This is a genomic window from Polaribacter sp. P097 (assembly GCF_036864555.1).
In the GTDB taxonomy this organism is placed as follows: domain Bacteria; phylum Bacteroidota; class Bacteroidia; order Flavobacteriales; family Flavobacteriaceae; genus Polaribacter.
Window position 1 is genome coordinate 723531 of the sequence record NZ_JAZETJ010000001.1, and the last position, 26351, is coordinate 749881.

Here is a 26351-nt window from a genome sequence, read left to right on the forward strand (position 1 = left end):
GGTTAGTTTTAGTTTTATGAAAAATAAAAATTGCTTCCTCATAGCAGTATTCTTTTGGCTATTTATAGTTAATACTTACTCTCAGAATAAAGATTTAATAATAATTACAGGTTACGTTTATATAGATAATAAACCAATAGAAAATGCTGCTGTGTATTTAAACAGCACTATGGTTGGTACTACCACAGACGATAATGGTGCCTTTAGGATGCCCGTTAAACAAGGCAGGTATCAATTGGTTGTATCCTATTTAGGCTACAAAAACATTACCTATAATTTAAAGACGAGTGAATATAAAAAACCATTGATTTTTTCTTTAGAACCAGAAACAAAGTCTTTAGATGAAATTATAATCACCAGTAAAACAGGAAAAAAATCTAAATTATCTAGATTTAAACGTAATCAATATTTTAATAGGTTCAAAAAGACATTTATAGGAACTACCTTATTTTCTAAAAAATGTAAAATATTAAACCCAGAAGTTCTAAAATATCAATACAACCAAGACACCAAAGTACTAAGTGTAGACGCATCCCAACCTTTAAAGATTAAGAATGAATCTTTAGGTTATTTAATAGATTATAATTTAGAGTATTTTGAGCTATCTCCAACACAAGTTGCTTATTTAGGGTATAGCAAATATTCAAATATGGAGAGTCAAAGGAAAAAAGTACTTAAAAAATGGCAAAAAAACAGATTACGCAGTTACTTGGGCTCTAAACAACATTTTTTAAAATCTTTAATGAACAAAGATTATAGAAGACAGAAATATAAAATTGAGTTGGTTCAAAAAATAAAAAACAGCAAAAGAGCAACTAATGAGGAAATAATTAAGGCAAATAATTATATTACCGAACAAAAAATGAAAAATGTATTCGTAGATTTTTCTAAAGAAATAGAATATCCTTCAACAAAATTAGACTCTGCAATTATTGCAGTTAAAAGTAGCAACCTTCCTCTTCATGAGTATATCATAATTAATAAATACTTAAAACAAAAAGAATTTTTTAATAAGGAAAATGAAGAATATTATTTTAGTTTTCCTAATGAATTAAGAGTAAGATATATGGCTGAATCCGAAGAAGCGAACTACCCAAGAAATGGACCTAAGTTAAAGTATCAAGAAAACTATATAAGACTTCTTGCCAATAAAGTTAAGGTGAATAAAAATGGAACTTTTGCCAATCCTTTTAAAGTTTTTGTGAGTGGTTATTGGTCTTATGAACAATTTGCAGATGAACTTCCTTTAGACTATGTTCCTAGTGTTAAACTAAGGTAGATTGCTATTTATTTTTGGCTTCAATCCACTTGCTCATATACTTTGTAGCTTGCATTGTTTGATGTTGCAACAAACTACCCAAAAAATTCTGTGTTCTGTGGACTTCTAAATGATTTTGAATAGTATTTATCTGTTTGATAAACGGTTGACTCAATTTTTCTTTATTATAAATTTCATTGATAATTTCAATTCCATTTTTTTGTAACGATAACCACAATTTCTCATTAGAATAAAGCTCAACAGCTCTTAGAGCAAATTCTTTAAAATCATTTTCCACAAAGCCATTCCAAGGCAAATTATTATGCATGCCTTCTGCTCCTATTTTTGTAGTAATACTTGGCGTTCCACAAAGCATTGCCTCTGTTAACTTCCCTTTAATTCCTGCTCCAAAACGTAAAGGTGCTAAAACAACTTTTGCATCCTCAAAAACTTTTTGAGCATTTTTCGCAAAACCTTTAATAATAAATCCTTCTTTTTTGTTTTGTAAATCCTGTATTTGCTGATTTACATAAGCTCCATAAATGTGAATTTCTGCCTCTGGCAATGCTGTTCTTATTATTGGCCAAATTTCTTTTTTTAAGGTAATAACAGCATCAACATTTGGTTTATGGAAGAAATTACCAATAAAAAGAAAATGTCTTCTTTCACTAAAGTCCTTCCATTTTTCTGCATGATCTTTATCAATTCTATGATATAAAAATGGCAAGTGATAAAGGATTTTTCCATCAATTTTAAAAACTGACGTTAATAAATCCATTTCATAAGTAGAAATAATTAAAGACAAGTCACATCTTAAAATAGCTGCAATTTCTCTTTTAGTATCATCGGCTTTTAATAAAGCGTCGTTACTAAATTCTTCTCCTTTTTTAAATTGTTGATGTCTTACTTTGCGTAAAAAATGTAAATCTTCAGTATCTAAAATTCGTAATGCTTTTGGGCAATTTTCTGCTACTCTCCAACCAAATTGTTCTTCTATCATAAACCGATCAAAAACAACAATTGTAGGCTGCAAGTTTTTTATAAAATCATCAAAAGAGGAATTATTTAATTCTATTTGAATTTCATCAACACCAATTTGAGATAAATCTACAGCATTCTCATTTTTCTGAGCAGTTGAAACAAAAACTATCCTATAATTTTCTTTTAAAAACAATTCTATCAACTGCATCATTCTGCTGCCTGCAGCAGATGAATTTGGCTCTACCCAAACTGCACCAATGATTAAAATTGTTTCTTTCGTCAATTACTTTTCTGTCAATTGTTGCTTGTAATCTGCTTGAACTTTTTTAGCCCAAGTTACTACAGCATTAATTTGTTCTTGTGTTAAATTTGCCTCTGCATGTGTCCAGGTGTATGAGTTTAAAGGCATTTCACCTTCTTCTACTTCTTCATACAACTCATCCATTTTGTGTTCTTTTTTCTTAAGAGAATAAGCGCTCCAATTTGAAAAATCTAGATGCTTTTTTCCATCTTCTATATGCTCTGCCAACCAATAATTTACAGGTGTAATTTTATCATACCAAGGATACACCGTTTTTGAAGAATGACAATCAAAGCAAGTAGTCTTCATAATTTCTAAAACATCTTTTGGCGGATTTGTTTCTGCAATAAATGCGTCTACAGATTGTAAATCGCCATCATTTTTTTCTGGTCCAAAAAATTGCGCAATTATCAATATTAATAATAAAACAAGACCTACTTTTTTTAGTATTTTCATTAGATGGAACTTTATATTTTTAGAAGTGTAAATCTACATAAATTGAATGTATTCTCTAAAAATATTAGTATTTTTGTACTTTAAATTTCCATTAAAAGATATTATGAAATACGACATTATAGTTATTGGTTCTGGACCTGGAGGATACATTTCTGCAATTAGAGCATCTCAATTAGGTAAAAAGGTAGCTATCATAGAAAAATATAGCACATTAGGAGGAACTTGTTTAAACGTAGGTTGTATTCCTTCTAAAGCATTATTAGATTCTTCTCATCATTTTTATGATGCTGTTCATCATTTTGAAGAGCATGGAATTTCGGTAGAAAAACCAAGTTTCGATTTTTCTAAAATGATAGATCGTAAAGCTAAAGTTGTAGAAACTACAACTGGTGGTATTAAATATTTAATGGATAAAAACAACATTGATGTTTACGAGGGCTTAGGATCTTTTGAAAATGCTACTCATGTAAAAGTTTCTAAAAATGATGGCTCATCAGAAGTAATTGAAGGTACTAATATTATTATAGCAACTGGTTCTAAACCATCTACATTGCCTTTTATTACTGTAGATAAAGACAGAATTATTACCTCTACAGAGGCTTTAAAACTGAAAGAAGTTCCAAAACATTTATTAGTAATTGGTGGTGGAGTAATTGGGCTAGAGTTAGGTTCTGTTTACAAAAGATTAGGTGCAGATGTTACTGTTATTGAATATGCACCAAAAATTACACCAACTATGGATGCTGACGTTTCTAAAGAACTTCAAAAAGTTTTAAAGAAACAAGGAATGAAATTTAATGTGAGTACAGGTGTAACATCTGTAGAAAGAAATGGTGATGAAATTATAGTTAAAGCAAATAATAAAAAAGGAGAAGAAGTTACTTTTACTGGAGATTATTGTTTAGTTGCTGTTGGTAGAAAAGCATATACAGAAGGATTAGGTTTAGAAAAAGCTGGTGTTAAAGTAAATGAAAGAGGACAAGTAGAAGTTAACGATCATTTACAAACAAACATCTCTAATATTTATGCCATTGGCGATGTTGTAAAAGGTGCAATGTTAGCTCATAAAGCAGAAGAAGAAGGTGTTGTTGTAGCAGAATATTTAGCTGGCGAAAAACCTCATATAGATTATAATTTAATTCCTGGTATTGTGTATACATGGCCAGAAGTTGCTGCAGTTGGTAAAACTGAGCAAGAATTAAAAGACGCAAAAATAGAATACAAATCTGGTAAATTTTCTATGAGAGCTTTAGGAAGATCTAGAGCTAGTGGAGATTTAGACGGTTTTGTAAAAGTATTGGCAGATAAAAAAACAGACGAAGTTTTAGGTGTACATATGGTTGGTGCCAGAGTTGCTGATTTAATCATGGAAACTGCTGTAGCTATGGAGTATAGAGCATCTGCAGAAGATTTAGCTAGAATTTGTCATGGTCATCCAACGTATTCAGAAGCTGTAAAAGAAGCAGCAAAAGCAGCTTGGGATGGTAAACCTCTAAACGCATAAAATTTTAAAATAAAATAAAAACCTCACTCTTTGGTGAGGTTTTTTTGTTTCCAAAACTTTCAAGTATTTTTGTTATAAATATGCTAAGAACCACAAAGTCTTTTACTGTTAGTAATGTAGCTGAATTTAAAAATGCATTACTAATTTGGGCACAACAATTTGATACAGCTGTTTGGTTAGACTCAAACCAATACAAGCAACAATATTCAAGTTTCGACTGTGCATTAGCTGTAGAAGAATTCACGTCTATTAAAACAGATTATAGCCACGCTTTTGATAAATTAAAAGAATATCAAAACTCTACAAAAGACTACATTTTTGGATATATTTCTTATGATGTTAAGAACGATGTAGAACAACTTTCTTCTCAAAATTTTGATGGTTTAGATTTTGCTGATTTGTACTTTTTTCAACCGCAAAAACTATTTTTTATAAAAGGAAACACAATTGAATTTCATTATTTACAACTAGTAGATGATGAAATTGAAAGCGATTTTGAAATCATTCAAAAAACAGAAAATCTAGCAAGTGAAAAAGCAGAAAGTGATATCAAAATAAAACTAAGAATTCATAAAGAGGAATATTATAGTAAAATTCAAAAAGTGCTAAATCACATAAAAAGAGGTGATATTTATGAAGCTAATTTTTGTCAAGAATTTTATGCCGAAAATGCAACCATAAACCCATTAAAAGTTTATCAAGATTTAAACGCTATTTCTGAACCACCATTTGCGGTATTTCTTAAAATGGAGCATCAATATTTATTATCTGCTTCTCCTGAAAGATACATTAGAAAAGAAGGTTCAAAAATTGTTTCTCAGCCCATTAAAGGTACAGCCAAACGTTTAAGAAGTATTATTGACGATCAGAAAATTGCATCAGATTTATCTAAAGATATTAAAGAACGATCAGAAAATGTAATGATTGTAGATTTGGTAAGAAATGATTTATCGAAATCTGCAAAAAAAGGTTCTGTAAAAGTAGAAGAACTATGCAAAGTATATTCGTTTAAACAAGTACATCAAATGATATCTACAGTGGTTTCTGAACTAAAAGAGAATATTCATGCAGTAGAAGTTATTCAAGATACTTTTCCTATGGGAAGCATGACAGGAGCACCTAAAGTATCTGCCATGAAAATTATTGAGAACTTAGAAGAAACAAAACGTGGTTTGTATTCTGGAGCTGTTGGTTATTTTACACCTGAAGGCGATTTTGATTTTAATGTTGTTATTCGAAGTATATTGTACAATGAAGAAAAGCAATATATTTCTTACTCTGTAGGTAGTGCAATAACAGCAAAATCAATTCCAGAAAAGGAATATGAAGAATGTTTACTAAAAGCAAAAGCAATGCGTTATGTATTGCTGAATTCTAATTAATTATGATTCAAAACAAAGAGGAAAAGTTTGAAGCTATTTTGTCTTCAATTAAAGAAAAGCCAAACGAAATGAATATGTTTAGTGGTTTTTTGAAACTGTATCCAGAAGACTGGAAACAGCTAAAAATAAATTTTAGTAAATTTAACAGAAGTAAACAATTTGGAAAAACCATTCCATTACCCAAACCAGAACAATCTTTAAAAAAAGAAATTAGGGTTTGGCTTAAAAAAAGATAAATTGGCTGAAATTATTGCAGAAATTTTAGGTTGGTATTTAGATATAAAGTATTGGTTTAAGCACAAAAAAAGAAGAAAGTTCGAAAAAGAAAACAATCTTCCTAAAAGTATAGTCTGGCACCCAATAACAAAGCCACTATTAATTGCTTTTCCAATATTTATTATATGTTTCTCTCTTTTATCTTATAATAGTTTTAAAGATCGATCTCTAAAAAATACAAAAGCTAAAATTTCTAAAATTGAGTCTTTGCTTAGTATGGAGAAGGAACAATTTGGGTATTATCCTAGAGACTTAAAAACATTAATTAGAAATAATCCATTAAATAAAAACTTACTTCTAGATGGTTGGAATACTAATTTTTATTATAAATTAGTTAATGATTCTCTGCATTACCAATTAATTTCTTTAGGAAGAGATAGAGAACTTAATACGGAAGATGATATCACTAACACCAATTAACTTTCAATCATGATCAATAAAGAATTTAATTTTAGCATTTACGATACCGAGTTTTATGGCCAATATTGGGAAGGAGAAGAAACTAAAGCTGTTGTTGTTTTAGCACATGGAATGGGAGAACACTCTAATAGGTATGAACACGTAGCTAAAAAACTAACTGAGCATTGTTATGCTGTTGTAGCTTTTGATCATTTTGGACATGGAAAAACGGGTGGCAAAAGAGGTCACAATCCAAGCTTTGATGCAGTTTTAGAGAGCGTAGAAAAAGTGATTGAAAAAGCAAAAGCACTTTATCCAAAAAAACCAATTTTTCTTTATGGCCATTCTATGGGTGGTAATACTATTGTAAATTATGTATTAAGAAAAAAACACGATTTAAAAGGTGCTATCGCTACAAGTCCATTTTTAAAACTAGCCTTTGATCCGCCAGCTGTAAAACTTTTTGTGGGTAAACTTTTACAAAATATAGTACCCTCTTTAACCATGGGTAATGAGCTAGATGTTAATGCGATTTCTAGAAATGAAAAAGAAGTGAAAAGTTATGTGCAAGATCCTTTAGTGCATTCTAAAATAAGTCCTAATTACTCTATAAAATTTATAGAAACAGGAGAATGGGCTATAGAAAATGCACCTAAACTAGCAATACCAATGTTTTTAGTTCATGGCACAGAAGATAGTATTATAGATTATAAGGGTACTGAAGCTTTTGCCAAGAATAGCAAGAATGCAGAGCTTAAATTATATAAGGGTGGTTATCATGAATTGCATAACGATTTGTGTCAAGAAGAAATGCTTCAGGATATTGTTAACTGGTTAAATTCTCAACTATAATTTCATTACTTTTGAGGCAGAAATGCTTCAAAAATTTAAAAATCATATCAACAAAAATTTTCCTTTTTTAAAGGATAAAAAACTATTGATAGCTATTTCTGGAGGATTAGACTCTGTTGTTTTAACTCATTTATTTCATCAATTAAATATCGCAGAAATAGCATTAACACATTGTAATTTTAAATTGCGAAATGAAGCCAGTGATTTAGATGAAGAATTTGTGCATAAATTATCTCAAATAACGTCTAATCAGATTTTTATAAAATCATTTCAAACTGAAAAAATTTCAGAAAATCAAAAAAAATCTATTCAAATAACAGCAAGAGAATTAAGATATAATTGGTTTCATGAATTGATAGATGAACATCAATTAGATTATATTTTAACAGCACATCATGCAGATGATAATTTAGAAACCTTTCTAATTAACTTAACTAGAGGTTCTGGTTTAGATGGTTTTACTGGCATACCAGCTATTAATGGGAATATTGTAAGAACACTTTTACCTTTTAGTAGATCTGAAATTCTAAACTTTGCAAAAAGTAATAATATTGAGTGGAGAGAAGATGCAAGTAATGCATCTATAAAATATGTACGTAATAAAATTAGACACAAGGTAATTCCTGTTCTCAAAGAAATTAATCCTAGTTTATTAGAATCCTTTTCAAATTCTATACATCATTTAAAAGAAGTTCAAGAAATTGTAAACGATAAAATAGTCGATGTTACTAAACAATCTGTTGTTAAAGAAAAGGAAAGTATAAAAATTGATATTCAGAAAATTAAAGAATTGGCGAATCCTAAAGCCTACTTATATCAGATTTTAAAAGAATATCATTTTACTGAGTGGAATGACGTTTACCATTTGTTAGATTCACAATCAGGTAAAGCTGTATATTCTAAAACCCATCGTTTATTAAAAGATAGATCGTTTTTGATACTTTCTAAATTAGAAAATAATACTAACGAGGTTTATAGAATTACAGAGAACGATGTTCTTATTTCTCAACCTTTAAATTTAAATTTTCAAGAAGTTACAGAAATAAAACCACAAAACAAGCACAGCATTTACGTTGATAAAGATTTGTTAAATTACCCTCTTTATTTAAGAAAAAAACAAAATGGAGACTATATTTATCCTTCAGGAATGCAAGGAAAAAAGAAGTTAAGCAAATATTTTAAAGATGAAAAATTTTCGCTTTTAGATAAAGAAAATACTTGGTTACTTTGCAATGCAGAAAACGCTATTGTTTGGGTAATTGGTTATAGACAAGATCGTAGATTTATGGCAACAACATCAACCAAAAATTATTTAAAAATCAACAAATTATAATGAAGAAATTCATCACACTTTTTATCTTTTTGACTGTCTTTTTAGCAAAAGCACAAACAGAAAGTGACCCCATAAAAATTGAAGCTTCTATCAATAAAATTTCAGAAACTGAATATGATGTAATTTTTAATGCCAAGCTATTTAAGGGCTGGTATTTGTACTCACAATACAATCCTGAAGATGCATCTTTGCCTTTAGAAGTTTCTATTCCTGAAGGTGCAACTGGTTATAAATTAATAGGAAATCCGAAAGAAGAAGATACCTTTAAAAAATATTCTGATGTTTGGGAAGTAGAAGAAATCGTTTTTAAAGATAAAGCAAGAATCACCCAACGAATTCAGCTAACAAACAAAGATATAACTCAAATTAAAATTAACTTTTTTGGTCAAGTTTGTGAAACAGCTTGTATTAATATCGATGAAAATTTTACTATTTCTCTATCTGGAGCAGTATTAACAGAAACCATTGTTTTAGATGAAAAAAGTAAGATACTGACTCAAAATTTAAAATTAGATTTAAAAAACAAAGCGCTTCTAAGAAGTGATTCAGATGTTGATGCAACCTCTTCAAATGGATTGTTTAGTATTTTCTTTCTAGGGTTTGTAGGTGGCCTTTTGGCTTTATTAACACCTTGCGTTTTTCCTATGATTCCTTTAACGGTTTCATTTTTCACAAAACAAACTAACAATAAAAGAAAAGGAATTTTTAGAGCCGTTCTTTACGGATTCTTTATCGTGTTTATCTATATTTTATTGAGTTTACCTTTTCATTTTCTAGACAATTTAGACCCAGAAATTTTTAATACTATTTCTACCAATGTTTGGTTAAACATTTTCTTTTTTGCTGTTTTGGTATTTTTTGCGTTTTCATTTTTTGGCTTTTACGAAATAACTTTACCAAGTTCTTGGGGTAATAAAATGGATTCTGCATCTTCTGTAGGTGGTATTTTAGGAATCTTTTTTATGGCCTTAACCTTAGCCATTGTATCCTTTTCATGCACAGGACCAATTTTGGGGTCATTATTAGCAGGTTCTTTAACTGCAGATGGTGGTGCAACACAACTAACTGCAGGTATGACAGGTTTTGGTTTAGCCTTAGCCTTACCCTTTGCCTTATTTGCGTTATTTCCTAATTGGTTAAATGCGCTACCGAAATCTGGTGGTTGGATGAATACAACAAAAGTTGTACTTGGCTTTTTAGAACTTGCTTTGGCATTTAAATTTTTATCGAATGCGGATTTAGTTGCACATTGGGATCTTTTAAAACGTGAAGTTTTTATAGCTATTTGGATAATCATATTCATTGGTTTAGCCTTGTATTTATTCGCTAAAATTAAATTCCCTCACGATTCTCCAATTAAAAAACTTTCTTTTTCTAGAGTCTCTTTTGGTGTTTTAGTGATTGCTTTTATCGTTTATTTAGCTCCAGGAGTTATGAAAAATCCAACTTGGAATTTGAGTTTATTAAGCGGTTTTCCTCCTCCTCAATTTTATAGCATTTACGAACAAGAGAACAATTGTCCTTTAGGCTTAGATTGTTATAAAGATTTTGATGAAGGCTTAGCTAAGGCAAAAGCAGTGAATAAACCAATTTTACTAGATTTTACAGGTTGGGCTTGTGTAAATTGTAGAAAAATGGAAGAAAATGTTTGGAGTGAATTAGCCATTTTTAGACTCCTAAAAAACGATTATGTTCTAATTTCTCTTTATGTAGATGATAATGAGAAAGAACTACCAGAAAACCAACAATTTAATTTCTTAAAAGAAAATGGTAAATTGAAACAAATTAAAACTGTAGGTGATAAATGGTCTACTTTTCAGGTAATTAATTTTAAAAATGCATCTCAACCTTATTACGTATTATTAAGTCCAGATTTAGAAATCTTAAATTCCGCACAACAATATACAGATAGAGACACTTATTATGCATGGTTAAAAGACGGATTGATAAACTTTAATAACAAAGAATAATTAAAGAATAATTTATGATGTATAAAGCAAAAACAAAGCTTCAAAAGAAAGTATTGCCACTATTTGTATTGGTCTACTTTTTTACACTCTCATTTTTTGCTCAACAAAAAGCAAATCAGCCAAAAAGTATTTATACCTACTCTTCAATTTCTCTTACAAACAGTAGTTTTGCATTAAATAATAAACTAAAATTAAAAGGTTTTGATTTTGTGTTTGTGAATTTGTTAGACTTAGATTTAAATCAATTTTCGATTGATTTTGCTAACTTTAGTAAAACTCCATCTACTCTTATTTATGATGACTATAATGCCTACAGAGATGAGCACTTTTTAAAAGGGTTTAGATTAGAGAATGATCCTACTCGTTGGAACTTGCAATGCCCAAGTCCGCTTTCTGTACAACCCACAATTTCTAAAAAGTAAATATTTAACACTTTTCTTCAGTTTTTGTTTATTTGAAAACTTATGGTCTAAATTTCTACATTATTCGTAATGAAAATAGGAATTATTGCCAAATACCTAGCATCTTTATTTTTGGTTTTTTGTAATTTCACAAAGTAAATTATAGCTTATGTCTACCTTACCAAAACTTACCAAATTCAATGACAATGTCTTGTCTAAGTATCAAATTTATAATAGTATTTTTATTACGTTACCTTTTGATACTATAAACAACACAGGTGTATTGCTTCCTCTATTTCATAAAGTATGTGAAAAAGGTTTTAAAAACGGAAAAAATCCTACAGAAATTGTAGAAAAATTCTTTAAAAAATATCAAGATACACCATCAGAAAAAGATAAGAAAGATTTACTCTTTCAATTCATTCAATACATCGAACGTCAAGTAGTTTTATTTGATGCTATAGAAGATGCTGCTTTTCCTGTAGTAAATAATATGGATGGTTTTGGAACACTTAGAAACTCTAAAGAATCTGCTACATTAAGTGGTAAAGATGAAGCCCTAAAAAAGTATTTAGAAGATTTTAAAGTACGTGTAGTTTTAACTGCTCATCCTACTCAATTTTACCCAGGTTCAGTTTTGGGTATCATTACAGATTTAGATAAAGCCATACAAAATGATGATTTACTTTTAATAAAAAAGCTATTAGCTCAATTAGGTAAAACACCATTTTATAAAAAATCTAAACCAACACCATTTGATGAAGCTGTAAGCTTAATTTGGTATTTAGAAAACGTATTTTATCATTCAGTAAGTAAAATTCACAACTATATTCAAGAGCATGTTTACGATGGGCAACCTACAGAAAATGAAATTATAGATTTAGGATTTTGGCCTGGAGGAGATAGAGATGGTAACCCATTTGTAACTACTCAAATTACTTTAGACGTTGCAGAAAGATTGCGTCAATCAATCTTAAGAAACTATTACAGAGATGTAAGACGTTTAAAAAGACGTTTTACTTTCGATGGTGTACAAGAAATACTATCTAGAGTAGAAAAGCGTTTATACAAACATGTTGTTAGAAGTTATGCTAAAGTAAACTTCTCTAAAGAAATACTTTTAGAAGAGCTAGAAAACGCTAGAGAAATTGTCATCAAAAATCATGATTCGTTATTTATAGATGAACTTAATGATGTAATTAATAAAGTAAGAATTTTTGGTTTTCACTTTGCAACATTAGACATTAGGCAAGATAGTAGAGTGCATCATAAAGCGTTTACTCAAATTGTTGATGATTTATTGGCAAGTGGAGATACTACTTTCCCAAAAAATTATCAAAGATTATCACCAGAAGAACAAGTAGAAGTTTTAGCTTTAGTAAAAGGCAATATAGATCCTTCTATCTTATCAGATGAAATGTCTGTAAAAACTATAGAATCTATTTATGCATTAAAGACCATACAACAAAGAAATGGTGAAAGTGGTGCAAATAGATATATTATTAGTAACAACCAAACTGCATTAAACGTAATGCAAACCTTTGCGATGCTAAACTTATGTGGTTTTGAGAATGAATTACCAGTAGATGTAATTCCGCTTTTTGAAACTGTAGAAGATTTAGAAAACGCAAGCGATGTTATGAGAACGCTGTACTCTAATAAAGCCTACAGATATCACTTATCTAAAAGAAAAGACAAACAAACTATTATGTTGGGCTTCTCTGATGGAACTAAAGATGGTGGTTATTTAATGGCAAATTGGGGAATTTTCAAAGCAAAAGAAGCACTTACAAAAGTATCTAGAGAGTTTGATATAGAGGTTATTTTCTTTGATGGTAGAGGTGGACCACCAGCAAGAGGTGGAGGAAAAACGCATCAATTCTATGCATCTTTAGGCCCTACTATAGAGGATAAAGAAATACAATTAACTATTCAAGGTCAAACCATTAGTTCTAACTTTGGTACCCTAGATTCGTCACAATTTAATTTAGAACAATTAATAAGTTCTGGTATTAAAAATGAGGTATTTACTAAAGATCAAATTAACGATACTAATAGAGAAATTATAAATGACTTGGCAAATACAAGTTATAGAACGTATGTAGATTTCAAAAATCATCCACAATTTTTATCGTACTTAGAAAAAATGAGTACGTTAAAATATTACGCGAAAACAAATATTGGTAGTAGACCAAGTAAAAGATCTAACTCAGATACGTTAGATTTTTCAGCTTTAAGAGCTATACCTTTTGTTGGTAGTTGGAGCCAATTAAAACAAAATGTACCAGGATTCTTTGGTGTAGGAACTGCACTAAAAAAATATGAAGATGCAGATCGATTTGATGAAATTGTAGCTTTCTATAATGCTTCCGATTTCTTTAAAACTTTACTAGAAAATAGTATGATGAGTTTAACCAAATCTTTCTTTGGTTTAACAGCATATATGGCTGATGATCCTGTTTATGGTGAATTCTGGAAATTAATTTATGAGGAGTATAAAACAACAAAAAGATTGTTACTAAAACTTACGGGTCATAAAGAATTAATGGAGAATTATCCTGAAGGTAAAGCTTCTATAGCAATGAGAGAGAGCATTGTTTTACCATTATTAACCATACAGCAATTTGCTTTAAAGAAAATTCAAGATTTACAACAATCTGAAGGTAATGAAGCAGAGATTGAAGTCTATGAAAAAATGGTGATGCGTTCTTTATTTGGAAATATTAATGCTAGTAGAAATTCAGCATAGAAACTAATTAATCTAAAAAAAGAAATGCAATCAATTTATTTGATTGCATTTTTTTTGTGCACTAAATTTCTTTACATTTAAAGAAAAAAGAATGCTAGTTAAAGTTTTTGGCTCTGCCGTTTTTGGTATTGAGGCTACTACAATTACTGTAGAAGTAAATATAGATAAAGGTATAGGTTACCATTTAGTGGGCTTACCAGATAAAGCTGTAAGTGAGAGTTCCTACAGGATTTCTGCAGCTTTAGATAACAACAATTTTAAACTTCCTGGAAAAAAAATAATTATAAACATGGCTCCTGCAGACATCAGAAAGGAAGGTGCTGCATATGATTTAACCTTAGCTACAGGTATTTTGGCAGCTTCCAATCAAATAAAATCCGAAGGAATAAAAGATTATATTATTATGGGAGAACTTTCTTTAGATGGGAGTTTACAACCTATAAAAGGAGCATTACCAATTGCCATAAAAGCTAGAGAAGAGGGTTTTAAATATTTTATACTTCCCAAAGAAAATGCTAAAGAAGCAGCTATTGTAAATGATATAGAAATATTAGGAGTTGATAATATTTTAGAAGTGATACTGCACTTTAATGGTGAATCAAAGATTGAGCCCACTATAATTGATACAAGAGCAGAATTTTATAAAAACATAGATTTCCCAGAATTTGATTTTTCTGATGTGAAAGGGCAAGAATCTATAAAACGCTGTATGGAAATAGCTGCAGCAGGTGGCCATAACATCATACTTATTGGCCCTCCAGGTTCAGGTAAAACCATGTTAGCTAAAAGATTACCAAGTATTTTACCTCCTATGACTTTACATGAGGCTCTAGAAACTACTAAAATTCATTCTGTAGTTGGTAAAACCAAAGAAAATGGTTTAATGGTTCAACGTCCTTTTAGAAGTCCTCATCATACAATTTCTGATGTTGCTCTAGTTGGTGGAGGCCAATATCCACAACCAGGAGAAATATCACTTTCTCATAATGGTGTTTTGTTTTTAGATGAATTGCCTGAATTTAAACGTACAGTTTTAGAAGTAATGCGTCAACCTTTAGAAGATCGAGAAGTTACAATTTCTAGAGCAAGATTCACAGTTACCTATCCTAGTAGTTTTATGTTGGTAGCAAGCATGAATCCTAGTCCTTCTGGTTTTTTTAATGATCCAAATTCACCAATGACCTCCTCTCCTCAAGAAATGCAGCGTTATTTAAGTAAAATATCTGGCCCATTATTAGATAGAATCGATATACATATAGAAGTTACACCTGTCCCTTTCGAAAAATTATCCGAAGAAAGAAAAGGAGAATCTTCAGTTGTAATTAGAAAGAGAGTTACAGCTGCAAGAGAACTGCAATCTATACGTTTCAAAAACTACCAGAACTTGCATTATAATGCTCAAATGAATGTGAAACAAATTCGAGCGTTTTGTAAATTATCTGAAGAAAGTTTACTATTAATTAAAACAGCTATGGAAAAATTGAACCTTTCTGCTAGAGCTTATGACCGAATTTTAAAAGTGGCTAGAACTATAGCAGATTTGGCCAATTCAGAAAACATTACTCCAGACCATATTGCTGAAGCTATACAGTATAGAAGCTTGGATAGAGATGGTTGGTTAGGTTAAATTGTATACTTTTGTTTGGTATGAAAAAACATTGTGTTCTCCTATTTTTTTATTTCTGTTGCCTTTTAAATTTTCATGCTCAAATCACTTTATCTCATAATGTTGGCACTACTCCCATTAGAACAGATTGGGAATCTTGTGACAAAGAAGAAGTATGGGCTAGAACTTTTACACTTTCAGAATTTGGAATAAATAATGACGAACAATTTATTATAAGATCTGCACAAGTTGCAATTAGCAATGCTCAATTAGGAGCTCGAGTTACGATTTCCATATCTGCAATTGATGATAATTTCCCAAATTCTACTGGTAGAGTTATAAGCTATTATTTTAGTGAAGAAACACCCTTAATTGGTGATACACCAGAAATTATAACTTTTAATTTTAGTACACCTGTTGTCGTACCAAGTAATACAAAAAGAATTTTAGTAAGTGTTGAGCAAGAAAATGTACTTCAAAACGGCGTTGAAAAAATCATTATTGCTGGCACTGAAGAAGATCGAGATACTTCATGGTTTTATGGTTGCAGGCAATATTATACATTTACTGAAACACAAAATTTAGACAAGCCAAAACCTAATGCTAATTTTTTTATAAATGTAACAGGAGAAAAAAGAAGAATAGACAGCGAAGGTGACGAGATAATGCTATCTCATAATGTAAGTGATGATCTAATTAAAACAAACATGCCAAGTTGTAGTGGGGGAATTATGTCTTGGGCACGAACTTTCAACTTAGAAGATTTTGGCATAAGTACAAATGAAGAATTTATCATAAATGCTGGAGATATTGGAATTACAGGTGCAGATTGGTTAGCTAATGTAACTTATCATATTTATGAAATAGATGATAACTTTCCAGATTCATTTTCAAAAGACAAATTAATTGGTAGTAGTCAAAAAAAAATAATTAGCACCTTTTCATGGAACTCTACAAGTGCCAAAATTATAACCACAGATTTTGAACAACCAATAGTTGTACCTGCAGATGTAAAAAAAATTCTTGTAGAGGTGGAAAGAGGTATAGAGTATGGAGATGGGTTACTCTTTGTCTCTGGAACTAACCAAGAAACTGATGATTCTTGGTTTATAGGTAATTGCCCTTTTAATACGAACAATAAGTTCGAAAAAATGAGCAATTTAACTACTTATGGTTCAGATATTAATTTTTACATTACAGTAAATGGTCAGGTAAAAACAATTTTTCCTTTCGAAATTACATCAGATAATAATTGTTCTAATGTTAGCAATAACTTTAGCTTAACTAATCAAACAGAGTTGCAATCTGTAATTTGGAATTTCGACGACCCGAATTCTGGCACAAATAATACATCAACATCAATAGAAATAAATCATCAATTTACGGCTTCTGGTATTTACAATGTTACAGCAGATGTAGTTCATATAGATAACACAAGTTATACTATAACAAAGCAGATTGAAATTTTTGAAGCACCTATTATCAACCCTTCAGTTTCTTTAAAACAATGTGACAATTCAGACATTAACGGTTATAGTTTTTTTAATTTAGATGAGGTAAAAGAAAAAATTGTTTCAAATACAGATGATTATAACATCACCTTTTTTGAAGAAAGAACACAAGCAACAACCAACACTTTACCAATAAATAATACTACTAACTATCAAAATGAACAGGTAAGTTCAGATACTATTTGGGCTAGAGTAGAAAACAAGAATGATTGTTATGAAATTAGTGAGGTAAATCTCTTGGTTTCTACAACAGAAATACCTACAAATTTTTTCAAATTTTATTATGAATGTGATGATGGAACAGATAATTCTGATGGAATTGCATCCTTTAATTTTAGTGATATCACAGATGAAATCATTGATATATTTCCCATCAACCAACAACTTATAGTCACATATTACAAAAATGAAGATGATGCATTAGCAGAGGAAAATGCCATATCAGATATTACCAACTATCAAAATACAGATTCACCTTATCAACAAGATATTTTTATTAGAGTAGATAGTCAAGTAGATAATTCTTGCTTAGGTTTAGGTGCACATATTTCACTAAATGTAGAACAAATACCAATTGCAAATTCAGTAATCATAAATCCGGAATGTGACAATGATAGAGATGGCTTATTCGCTTTTGACACCTCTAATATTCAAAGCACAATTATTGGTAATCAAACCAATGTTTCTGTACGATATTTTGATGAAAACAACATTGAATTACCAAGTCCTTTGCCAAATCCTTTTATTACAGCCTCTCAAGAAGTTAGAGCTGTAATAGAAAACAGTAGTTCAAATGATATTGATGGTAAATGTAGTGATGAAACCATGCTAGACTTTGTTGTAAATTCTGTTCCTGTAGCTAATCCTGTAGCTATTCAAGAAGAATGTGATACAGATTTTGATGGTATTTATGCTTTTGATACTTCTAATATAGAAAGTACCATAATGGGAAGTCAAACAGGATTAATCATTTCGTATTTTGATGAGAATGGCACAGTATTACCTAGCCCTTTACCAAATCCGTTTTTAACCTCTTCTCAAACTATTACTGTTCGCTTAGAAAATCCAATTTATGATGTTTGTGCTGTAGATAGTAATATTCAATTTATAGTAAGAGAAAAACCAATAGTTACATTACCAACTGAAGACATTATCTGTATGTCTAACTTTTCTGAATTAGAGATTATGGTTGATAATCCAAACCCTGATTATAACTACACTTGGAGAGATGAAGATGATAATATTGTTGGAACTACATACTTAGCTAAAGTAACTAAAGGAGGTATTTATAATGTTGTTGCTACCTCTAAATTTGGTTGTGATTCAGATATACAAGAAATAGAAATATCAGAATCCTCTGTTTCTGATCTTACCATAAATGATATACAAGTACAAGATGATTCAGATAACAATTTTATAAGAATCAATACTAGCGATATAGGTAAGGGCGATTATGAGTTTAGGCTTTTAGATAGCTTTTCTAATATTATTTTCGATTATCAAGACAATTCTAATTTCGAAAATTTAGAAGGTGGCAATTACATTCTACAAATCAACGATAAAAACAACTGTGGAGTCTCTAATTTTGAAATATCACTAATTAGTTTTCCAGACTTTTTTACTCCAAATGGAGATAATAATAATGATTTTTGGCAAATAAAAGGAATTCAAAAAGGCTTTTATAAAGAGGGCTTTATTAGTATATTTAATAGATATGGTAAATTAATTACCACATTTACAATTAACGATTTAGGTTGGGATGGCTCTTATAATGGTAAACCCTTAAAATCAAATTCATATTGGTTTAAAGCTACTTTAATCAATCAACAAGATCAAATAAAGAGTAGAACAGGAAATTTTAGTTTGATTAGAAATTAACCTGTATTTACTGTATATTTGGTTTACCAAATTGGTAAACCACTTGATTATGAGAAATTCAATTTTTACTTTAGCCCTTATTTTTCTTACGTCTTTCTGTTATACACAACAAGAAATTTTAGTTTCAAACACTACAGAATACAAAGAAGCCATTAAAAATGCTACTGCAGGTTCTACAATTATATTAAAAAATGGAGTTTGGACAGATGTTAGCCTAGATGCGTATGGTAATGGAACAGAGGCACAACCAATTACAGTAAAAGCAGAAAAAGCTGGTGAAGTTATTTTGGCTGGCAACTCTTCTATTAAAATTTATGGTACTTACATTATTGTAGAAGGCTTATGGTTTAAGGATGGCAATCCTACAAAAAAATCTATAGTGCAGTTTCGTAAAAACTCTAAAGAATTTGCAAATAATTGCAGATTTACGCACAATACAATTTCTTATTATAACCCAGAAGATACAAGCATCAACTCTCATTGGGTAGATATTTGGGGTAAAAATAACAGAGTAGACCATAACAATTTTACTGGAAAAACAAATGATGGTACTACTTTAGTTGTTTGGCTTAAAGGCGAAGAACATGTTGAAAACAATCATCAAATAGATCATAATTTTTTCGGTAAAAGACCAGATTTAGGCAAAAATGGTGGAGAAACTATTAGAATTGGTACAAGTGCAAATTCTATGAAATCTTCTCAAACACTCGTAGAAAACAACACTTTTCAAAATTGTGATGGTGAAATAGAAATTATTTCTAATAAATCTGCAGACAATATCTTTAGAAATAACCTATTTATTGAAAGTCAGGGTACATTAACATTAAGACATGGAAATAATGCTCTTGTAGAAAACAATGTTTTTATTGGTAATAATGTTAAAAGAACAGGTGGAATTAGAATTATAAACGAAGGCCATATTGTAAGAAACAATTTATTAATAGGTTTAAGAGGCGATGGTTTTAGAGGAGCAATTGTTATTATGAATGGTGTACCTAACTCACCTTTAAATAGATACAACCAAGTTAAGAATGTAAACGTACAAAATAATACCATCATCAATTGTGGTCCTATAGCATTTGGCGCTGGTAAAGACGAAGAAAGAACGCTACCTCCTATCAATTCTATTTTTGCAAATAATTTAGTAACCAATACAGATGGTAGTGAAGTTTTAGAAATTATTGATAACATTAGTGGTATCAAATTCTTTAAAAATATATTAGATTCAAGTGCATCTGCAGATGCTAATGTATTTCAAAAACAAACTGTAGACTGGAAATTACTACAATCTATACCTATGCCAACTGCTAATAATCCTTCTTTGATTTCTAATTATAAAGATAGCTCAAGTCCAGAAAAAGATATTGTTGGTTACCCAAGAAAAGAGCTTGTAGTAGGTGCTTTTAATTTAGGAAATAAAAGGTTTCCAAAAGCTTTAATAATAAGAACTGGGCCATATTGGAAACCTATAATTGAAGAGCCAGAGGTTGTAATAAAAGAAAAAGAAATAAAAGTAGCACCAGGTACAGATACTTTTGCAAAAGCGCTAAAAAAAGCAACTGCAAAAACAACAATGGTTTTATCAGATGGAATTTATTACATCAATAAAACTCAAAAAATTAAAGGTGATGTTACTGTTAGAGGAACTGCCAAAACAATTATTAAAGCAAATGATGATTTGCCAAAACCATTAAATTATTTTTTTAGAGTTCAAGAAAATGCAACATTAAGATTAGAAAATTTAGTTATTGATGGTGATAATGACACAAAAGTTAAATACGCAGTAGTTTCGCCAGATAAAGAACTAGGTGAAACCTACAATTTATTTGTAGACAATTGTACTTTTCAAAACTTTACAAACACCAATGGAGGTAGTATTTACAAAGCATACATAGGTACTTTAGCAGATACAATAAGCATAAAAAACTCAATTTTTAAAGATAGTTATCGAGGCTTAAATTTATCTTACGAAAAGAACAATTTTGCCAAGTACAATGCCAATACTATTTTAATACATAATACCGTTTTTGATAATATTGATGAATTTGCCATCAACTATGTAAAAACAGGACCTTTAGTGAATGATAGCCCAGCTAAATTAGTAGTTACAAACTCTGTATTTAGTAATGTTAATAATAGTGAAAAAGGGAATATTATTCGATTAAAATCGATACCTACTGTGATTATTAAAAACTCAGTTTTTGAGAATAGTTACAAAATTAAAACAGCTGTAAGTTTAAATGGCAAGGATAATAGAATTGAAAACAGTCTTATTAATTTATGTGGAAAAGTAAAGGTGAATAGTGGAGCGAAAAGCGCAAACCTTATTTACAGAAGTCCAAAATGGGAGGATAAGAATCTATTTATACCAAGTAAAAAATCTCCTTTATTAAAAACGAATAATGATATAGATGATATTGGTTTAATTCAGCCTAAAAGTTAAGCCAAAGCTCTTTCTAATCAACTTAACATTGCATTTACCTATAGTATATAAAAAACACCTTCTAGAGGTGTTTTTTTCTTTCTAGCATATTCTTTTAGTTATTAACCAATCAAAGTTAAATAGATTGCTCTAATATTGATTTGGCTGAGGAAAAGATGCCTAGCTATTCTATAGCTCCCAACTGTTTAATTAATACCTAAGAACACGAATTATAGCCCTTATAAAAGGATTGATGTGAGGTTCAACTTTAAACTCTCTTAGCCACTTCTATATTTACAAAAATTAACTTTATAAATAGCAGCTAGACAACTTTGTCATTAGAATATAAAAAAACTGGCTTCATTTTCATGAAGCCAGCTTATTACATTTATAAAACTTAATAACAAAGACTAGTAACCAGCATTTTGTGTTATAACACCACCAGTTGCTAATATTTCAGAAATTGGTATTGGAAACAAGTAGTAGTTACTATTTACAGTAGTACCCATTTCTGCGTCTACAGTATTAGTTCTTACTAAATCATCCCATCTATGACCTTCAAAGGCTAACTCTAATCTTCTCTCGTTTAAAATAGCTGTTCTTAACTCAGCTTGCGTAGAAGCTGTAGTATTTGCTAAACCTGCTCTATTTCTAATTTTATTAAGTTGAGTTGCAGCTCCTGTTGGATCTCCATTCTCGTTTAATGCCTCTGCATATAATAAAATTACATCTCCTAATCTGATTTCAATCCAATCATGTTCTCCTCCATTTCCACCATCTTTTGGAAACTTAATAGCAGTTGTTCCTGCTGCATCTAAAGTAACAGCTCTTCTTAAATCTGTAGCACCAGTTGCATCACTTGCATCAAAAGCAGCTACTAAATCTGAATCTACTGGAAAATCTGCTTTAGAATCATCTCCTACAAACCAGTTCCAAAAATCAGAACCAAAACCATACTCATCTACAATAGAACTAGAAATTTGTGTAGCATAAATAATTTCAGAATTTCCTTCATTTTCAAATCCGAAAATATCACTAAAGTTTGCTTCTAAAGCAATACCTGCTCCTGAAGCTCCATTTACAACTGCTCCTAAATTAGTAGCAGCACTTGCATAGTTACCCATTGCTGCATATACTTTACCTAATAATGCTTGTGCAGCATATCTAGAAGCTCTTCCGTTTGTAATTGTAGTTGATAAACCAGAGATTGCATCATTTAAATCTGGAACTACTACATTACTATACACATCCATAGCAGGTACTCTTGCTAAAATAGATGTATCTGTTAAACTTGGAGATGCATCTAAATTTACGGTTACTGCTCCAAAAGACTTTACTAATTTGTAGTAAGATAATGCTCTTAAAAACTTAGCTTCTGCTATTTCTGTAGCATCTTCTGAATTCTCAATTACATTGTTCGCACTTAAAATTGACTTATACATTGCTGTATAAAGTGGGCCAAAGAACTGATCTTCCATGGTTGTTAAGTTCGCTGTAAAAGCGTCAAACTCTGTGTATGGAGCTTCGTCCATAACTGCGTTATCAGATCTAAACTCGCCCATTACTGCTAATGGTGTTACACTTCCTAATTGGTAGTAGTATGCTGCATTTAATACTCCTGAAAAGTCAGTTAAAGAATCTGCACTTGCTAAATTTGGTGGTGCTTGATCTAAATCTGAGTCACATGCTGTTGCAATAAACAGCGCAGCTAGTAATATATATATTTTTCTCATCTTTTTATTTTTTAAAATTTAACATTTAAACCAATTGTAAAACTTCTAACAACTGGGCTAGCACCTACTTGAGCACCATAAACTGTTGGGTCTGTAGTATTCACACCTTCTGGGTTATAAGAAGTATAATCGCTTGCCATAATGTAAAGTAAGTTAGTTGCTGCTCCATATAATCTAATAGAGTTTAAACCAATTCTACTTGCAACGTCATCTAAGGTATAACCAATAGTTAAGTTTCTTAATGCTACATAAGAAGCATCTTGAATCATAGCATCTGTTTGGTTTCTGTTTCTTTCATAATATTCTCCATTATGATCAGCAATACCATCTCCATTTGCATCTAAACGTGCATAGTCTAATCTACCTCCCCATTGAGAACCATAGTAAAGCGGATCTATATTATACACTTCTGCACCATGAGAACCTTGTAATTGGAAAGACATATCGAATTTCTTGTATCTAAAGTTCTGAGACATACCCCAGTAGAAATCTGGTGTGTTCTGACCGATTTTTACTAAATCTCCACCATCTTCTACAGTTCTTGTTCTGTCAATAATACCATCTCCATTTTGATCTACCACATAAGATTCACCAGATTGATTGTTTGGGTGTCTTGTACCATCTGCTAAGTATTCCATTTCTACTTCTCCAATAGTTTCTAATCCCCACATTTCACCAATTCCACCACCAACGTAGTTTCTAAATACTGGTCCTCTACCACTTTGACCAAAAATTTGTTGTGGTAATTCATCTAAACCTCCTAAGTCTGTAATTTCTGTATCTACTGTAGATAAGTTTGCACTTGCACTCCAAGAGAAGTCTTCTTGACTAACTATGCTACCAGAAAATTCAAATTCAAAACCTGAACTTCTTACATCACCAACGTTAAGAATAGATGTTGGGTTACCTAACACTTCTGATTGTGCTTGGTTAATTAAGATATCTTCAATATCAGATGTATAGTAATCTAAACCAACTGTAAAACGGTTGTTTAAGAAACCTAAATCTACTCCAAAGTTTGTTTCTGTATTTGTTTGCCATGTTAAATCTGGGTTAGCAGAGTTAGATGGAATTAAATAACCTGTTCCAAAAATAGTTGCTGAAGGATCTAATAAACTTAAAGAATCATAAGAACCTAAGAAAGATGTTGTACCTAAAGAACCTGTACTAAATCTTAATTTTAATCTACTTAATGTTTCACTATCTTGTAAGAAAGATTCGTTATGTAAATTCCAACCTACAGATACTGCAGGGAATGTTTCATATCTATTGTTAGCTCCAAATCTAGAGTCACCATCTCTTCTTAAAGAAGCAGTTAATAAGAAACGATCATCATAAGAGTAGTTTACTCTACCAAATACACTTTCTCTAACTCTTGTTTCATCTCTTTCTGTAACAGTAATATCTGCAGGATCGAATAAGTTGTAGTTTAATACAGCTTCATCAGGAACGTTAGCTCCATCTAATCTTGTACCAATAAATCTAGTATTTTGGAATTCCATTCCAACTACTGCAGAAATATCGTGTTTACCAATTGTTCTTGCAAAGTTTAATGTAGTTTCACTTAATACTGTAGAAACCTTTAAATCTGCTTGATCCATAAATGTTTGAGAATCTCTTGCTCTTGAATCGTAACCTAATAATCTGTGTGCATAGGTTTGAGTATCTCTCATATCACCACCTAATACGGTTTTAATATTTAATCCTTCTAAAATATTGTACTGTAAATAAGTATTTACATTTCCGAAAAACGTTTTTTGCCAGCTATCTACATTGTCTAACTTAGCAGCAGGACCTGCATCTCCAGAACCACCAATACCATTGTTAGCTCTACCATAATGCCAATCTTGAGCAGCCATTCCTGGCTCTAAATCATAAATAGAACTTGCTTCGTAAGTAGAACCTCTATAACCATTATCAAAAGCAGCTAAACCTAAAGCTTGTGCTTGTTGATCTAATTGTTGAACGAATGCAATTGATTCTGCTGTATGATAAATTGAATGAACACCATAAGCTCTTAATAAATCTCTCATATCATGTCCTAAAATGTCTCTTTTAGAAGTAAATCCATTAAAAGCAATTCCTGCTTTAAACTTATCTCCTAAAGTTGCATCAACATTTAAACGTGCATTTAGCCTTTCAAAACCTTGTGTTTGTACAACACCTTCTGCATTTTGGTATCCAACAGAAGCATAGTACTTAGTACCTTCATTACCACCACTCATACTAAAATCATGAGCTGTAGTAGAACCTGTTTGAAATAACCAGTCTTCTGGACTAATTGCTCCAGGTGAATTTTCATAAGCACTTAATCTGTACTCTAAAAATGCAGGGTCTACTAAGTTAACTGTACTTGTCCAGTTACCAGCTGCAATTTGAGCTCTAGAATGTGCAGCCCACTCAGGACCAGACATTAAAATATTTTCTCTGTATTTGTTAGAAATGCTTGTGTATGCATTATAGTTAAAAGTAGTTTTACCAGAAGAACCCTTTTTAGTTGTTACTAATACAACCCCATTTGCACCCCTAGAACCATAAATAGCTGCAGAAGCTGCATCTTTTAAGATTTCTAAACTTTGAATATCATTTGGGTTTACTGTTTCTAAACCACCTGAGATAGGATAACCATCTACAACAATTAATGGGTTTGAAGCCCCAGAAATTGAAGATGCTGCTCTAATTTGAATTTTTGGTGCAGCACCTGGAGAACCATCTTGATTCTGAATTAAAACCCCTGCTAATTTACCTGCTAAAGCGTCGTCCACACGAACTGCTTGAACAGCTGCAACTTCACCACCACCAATTTTGGCAACAGCTCCAGTTATTTGAGATCTTTTTCTACTACCATAACCTACAACTACTACTTCATCTAAAGCACTTGAATCTTCTGCTAAGGTTACATTTAAAGTTTGTTGATTGGTAATTGTAAAAGTTTTAGTAGCATAACCTAAATAAGAAAATGCTAACACATCTCCTTGTTTAACTTTAATAGTATAGTTACCATCAAAATCAGTTTCAGTTCCTACTGTGCTACCTTGAACAACAATAGAAACTCCTGGTAAAATCTCATTACCTACTTCTGTAGTTACTTTACCTTTAAGAGTGTAAGCTTCTTGAGCATAATTGCAAAAGCTTACCAACATTACAAACAGTAATGCCAATTTCAGTTTTAGTTTCATAATAATGTTAATGTTTAATATATAATTCATCACTTGTGTGACCCTGGTAATACGTGTTAATTTAGATTTGAATTAAAAAGGGCAGATAAAGGTCTACCCTTCTAATCTTAATTAATTCAAATTCAATCTTAAATAAAATCTTACAATTGACTTAACAATC

General features: G+C 30.8%; 17 protein-coding genes. 13 read left to right on the forward strand and 4 right to left on the reverse strand.

Translation table 11 applies throughout. The annotated features are described in order from the left end of the window. Nucleotides 1-16: 16 nt before the first annotated feature. The gene (locus V7R38_RS03415) at nt 17-1279 is read left to right on the forward strand and encodes a carboxypeptidase-like regulatory domain-containing protein (RefSeq protein ID WP_334056057.1); all 1263 of its coding nucleotides are present in this window, start codon (nt 17-19) and stop codon (nt 1277-1279) included. 4 nt (nt 1280-1283) lie between these two features. On the opposite strand, the gene V7R38_RS03420 is transcribed toward V7R38_RS03415, so the two are convergent. Further along, nucleotides 1284-2522, reverse strand: coding sequence for a glycosyltransferase (locus tag V7R38_RS03420; RefSeq protein ID WP_334056058.1), 1239 nt, complete (start codon nt 2520-2522; stop codon nt 1284-1286). Continuing rightward, complete coding sequence (locus V7R38_RS03425) at nt 2523-2996, reverse strand: heme-binding domain-containing protein (protein ID WP_015481740.1); 474 nt, start codon at nt 2994-2996, stop codon at nt 2523-2525. It abuts the gene before it with no gap. Between the two features lie 103 nt (nt 2997-3099). On the opposite strand from V7R38_RS03425, the gene lpdA reads away from it, so the two are divergent. The 12 genes from lpdA (at nt 3100) to V7R38_RS03485 (ending at nt 21300) form a co-directional block, all read left to right on the forward strand. After that, nucleotides 3100-4500, forward strand: a complete 1401-nt coding sequence (lpdA, locus tag V7R38_RS03430) for a dihydrolipoyl dehydrogenase (protein WP_334056059.1) — start codon at nt 3100-3102, stop codon at nt 4498-4500. Nucleotides 4501-4580: 80 nt separating this feature from the next. After that, nucleotides 4581-5882, forward strand: coding sequence for an aminodeoxychorismate synthase component I (gene pabB / locus V7R38_RS03435; protein WP_334056060.1), 1302 nt, complete (start codon nt 4581-4583; stop codon nt 5880-5882). Nucleotides 5883-5884: 2 nt separating this feature from the next. Beyond that, nucleotides 5885-6118 (forward strand): hypothetical protein, encoded by a 234-nt coding sequence (locus V7R38_RS03440; protein ID WP_015481737.1) that lies wholly within the window; start codon nt 5885-5887, stop codon nt 6116-6118. A gap of 1 nt (nt 6119) precedes the next feature. Further along, a complete protein-coding gene (locus V7R38_RS03445; protein ID WP_334056061.1) occupies nt 6120-6578 on the forward strand; it encodes a type II secretion system protein GspG in 459 nt (152 codons plus the stop codon). A 9-nt stretch (nt 6579-6587) separates the two neighbouring features. After that, entirely contained in the window at nt 6588-7409 is an 822-nt protein-coding gene (locus tag V7R38_RS03450; protein ID WP_334056062.1) for an alpha/beta hydrolase, read from the forward strand. Between the two features lie 22 nt (nt 7410-7431). After that, complete coding sequence (tilS, locus tag V7R38_RS03455; RefSeq protein ID WP_334056063.1) at nt 7432-8742, forward strand: tRNA lysidine(34) synthetase TilS; 1311 nt, start codon at nt 7432-7434, stop codon at nt 8740-8742. After that, nucleotides 8742-10712, forward strand: a complete 1971-nt coding sequence (locus tag V7R38_RS03460; protein WP_334056064.1) for a protein-disulfide reductase DsbD family protein — start codon at nt 8742-8744, stop codon at nt 10710-10712. The genes tilS and V7R38_RS03460 overlap by 1 nt, the downstream gene beginning before the upstream one ends. A gap of 14 nt (nt 10713-10726) precedes the next feature. Beyond that, nucleotides 10727-11134, forward strand: coding sequence for a hypothetical protein (locus V7R38_RS03465; protein ID WP_334056065.1), 408 nt, complete (start codon nt 10727-10729; stop codon nt 11132-11134). Between the two features lie 148 nt (nt 11135-11282). Further along, nucleotides 11283-13862, forward strand: coding sequence for a phosphoenolpyruvate carboxylase (locus tag V7R38_RS03470; RefSeq protein ID WP_334056066.1), 2580 nt, complete (start codon nt 11283-11285; stop codon nt 13860-13862). Nucleotides 13863-13953: 91 nt separating this feature from the next. Next, entirely contained in the window at nt 13954-15489 is a 1536-nt protein-coding gene (locus V7R38_RS03475) for a YifB family Mg chelatase-like AAA ATPase (protein ID WP_334056067.1), read from the forward strand. Nucleotides 15490-15509: 20 nt separating this feature from the next. Then, nucleotides 15510-18857 (forward strand): T9SS type B sorting domain-containing protein, encoded by a 3348-nt coding sequence (locus V7R38_RS03480; RefSeq protein WP_334056068.1) that lies wholly within the window; start codon nt 15510-15512, stop codon nt 18855-18857. 49 nt (nt 18858-18906) lie between these two features. Next, nucleotides 18907-21300 carry a polysaccharide lyase 6 family protein gene (locus V7R38_RS03485; protein WP_334056069.1) on the forward strand — a complete coding sequence of 798 codons (2394 nt, stop codon included), beginning with the start codon at nt 18907-18909 and terminating at the stop codon, nt 21298-21300. A gap of 389 nt (nt 21301-21689) precedes the next feature. Here V7R38_RS03485 and V7R38_RS03490 read toward each other — a convergent pair whose 3' ends face one another. Both V7R38_RS03490 and V7R38_RS03495 read right to left on the reverse strand, forming a co-directional pair. Further along, on the reverse strand, nt 21690-23012 hold the full coding sequence (locus V7R38_RS03490; protein WP_334056070.1) for a RagB/SusD family nutrient uptake outer membrane protein: 1323 nt from the start codon (nt 23010-23012) through the stop codon (nt 21690-21692). Nucleotides 23013-23023: 11 nt separating this feature from the next. Beyond that, on the reverse strand, nt 23024-26191 hold the full coding sequence (locus V7R38_RS03495; protein WP_041383979.1) for a SusC/RagA family TonB-linked outer membrane protein: 3168 nt from the start codon (nt 26189-26191) through the stop codon (nt 23024-23026). Between the last annotated feature and the right edge of the window lie 160 nt (nt 26192-26351).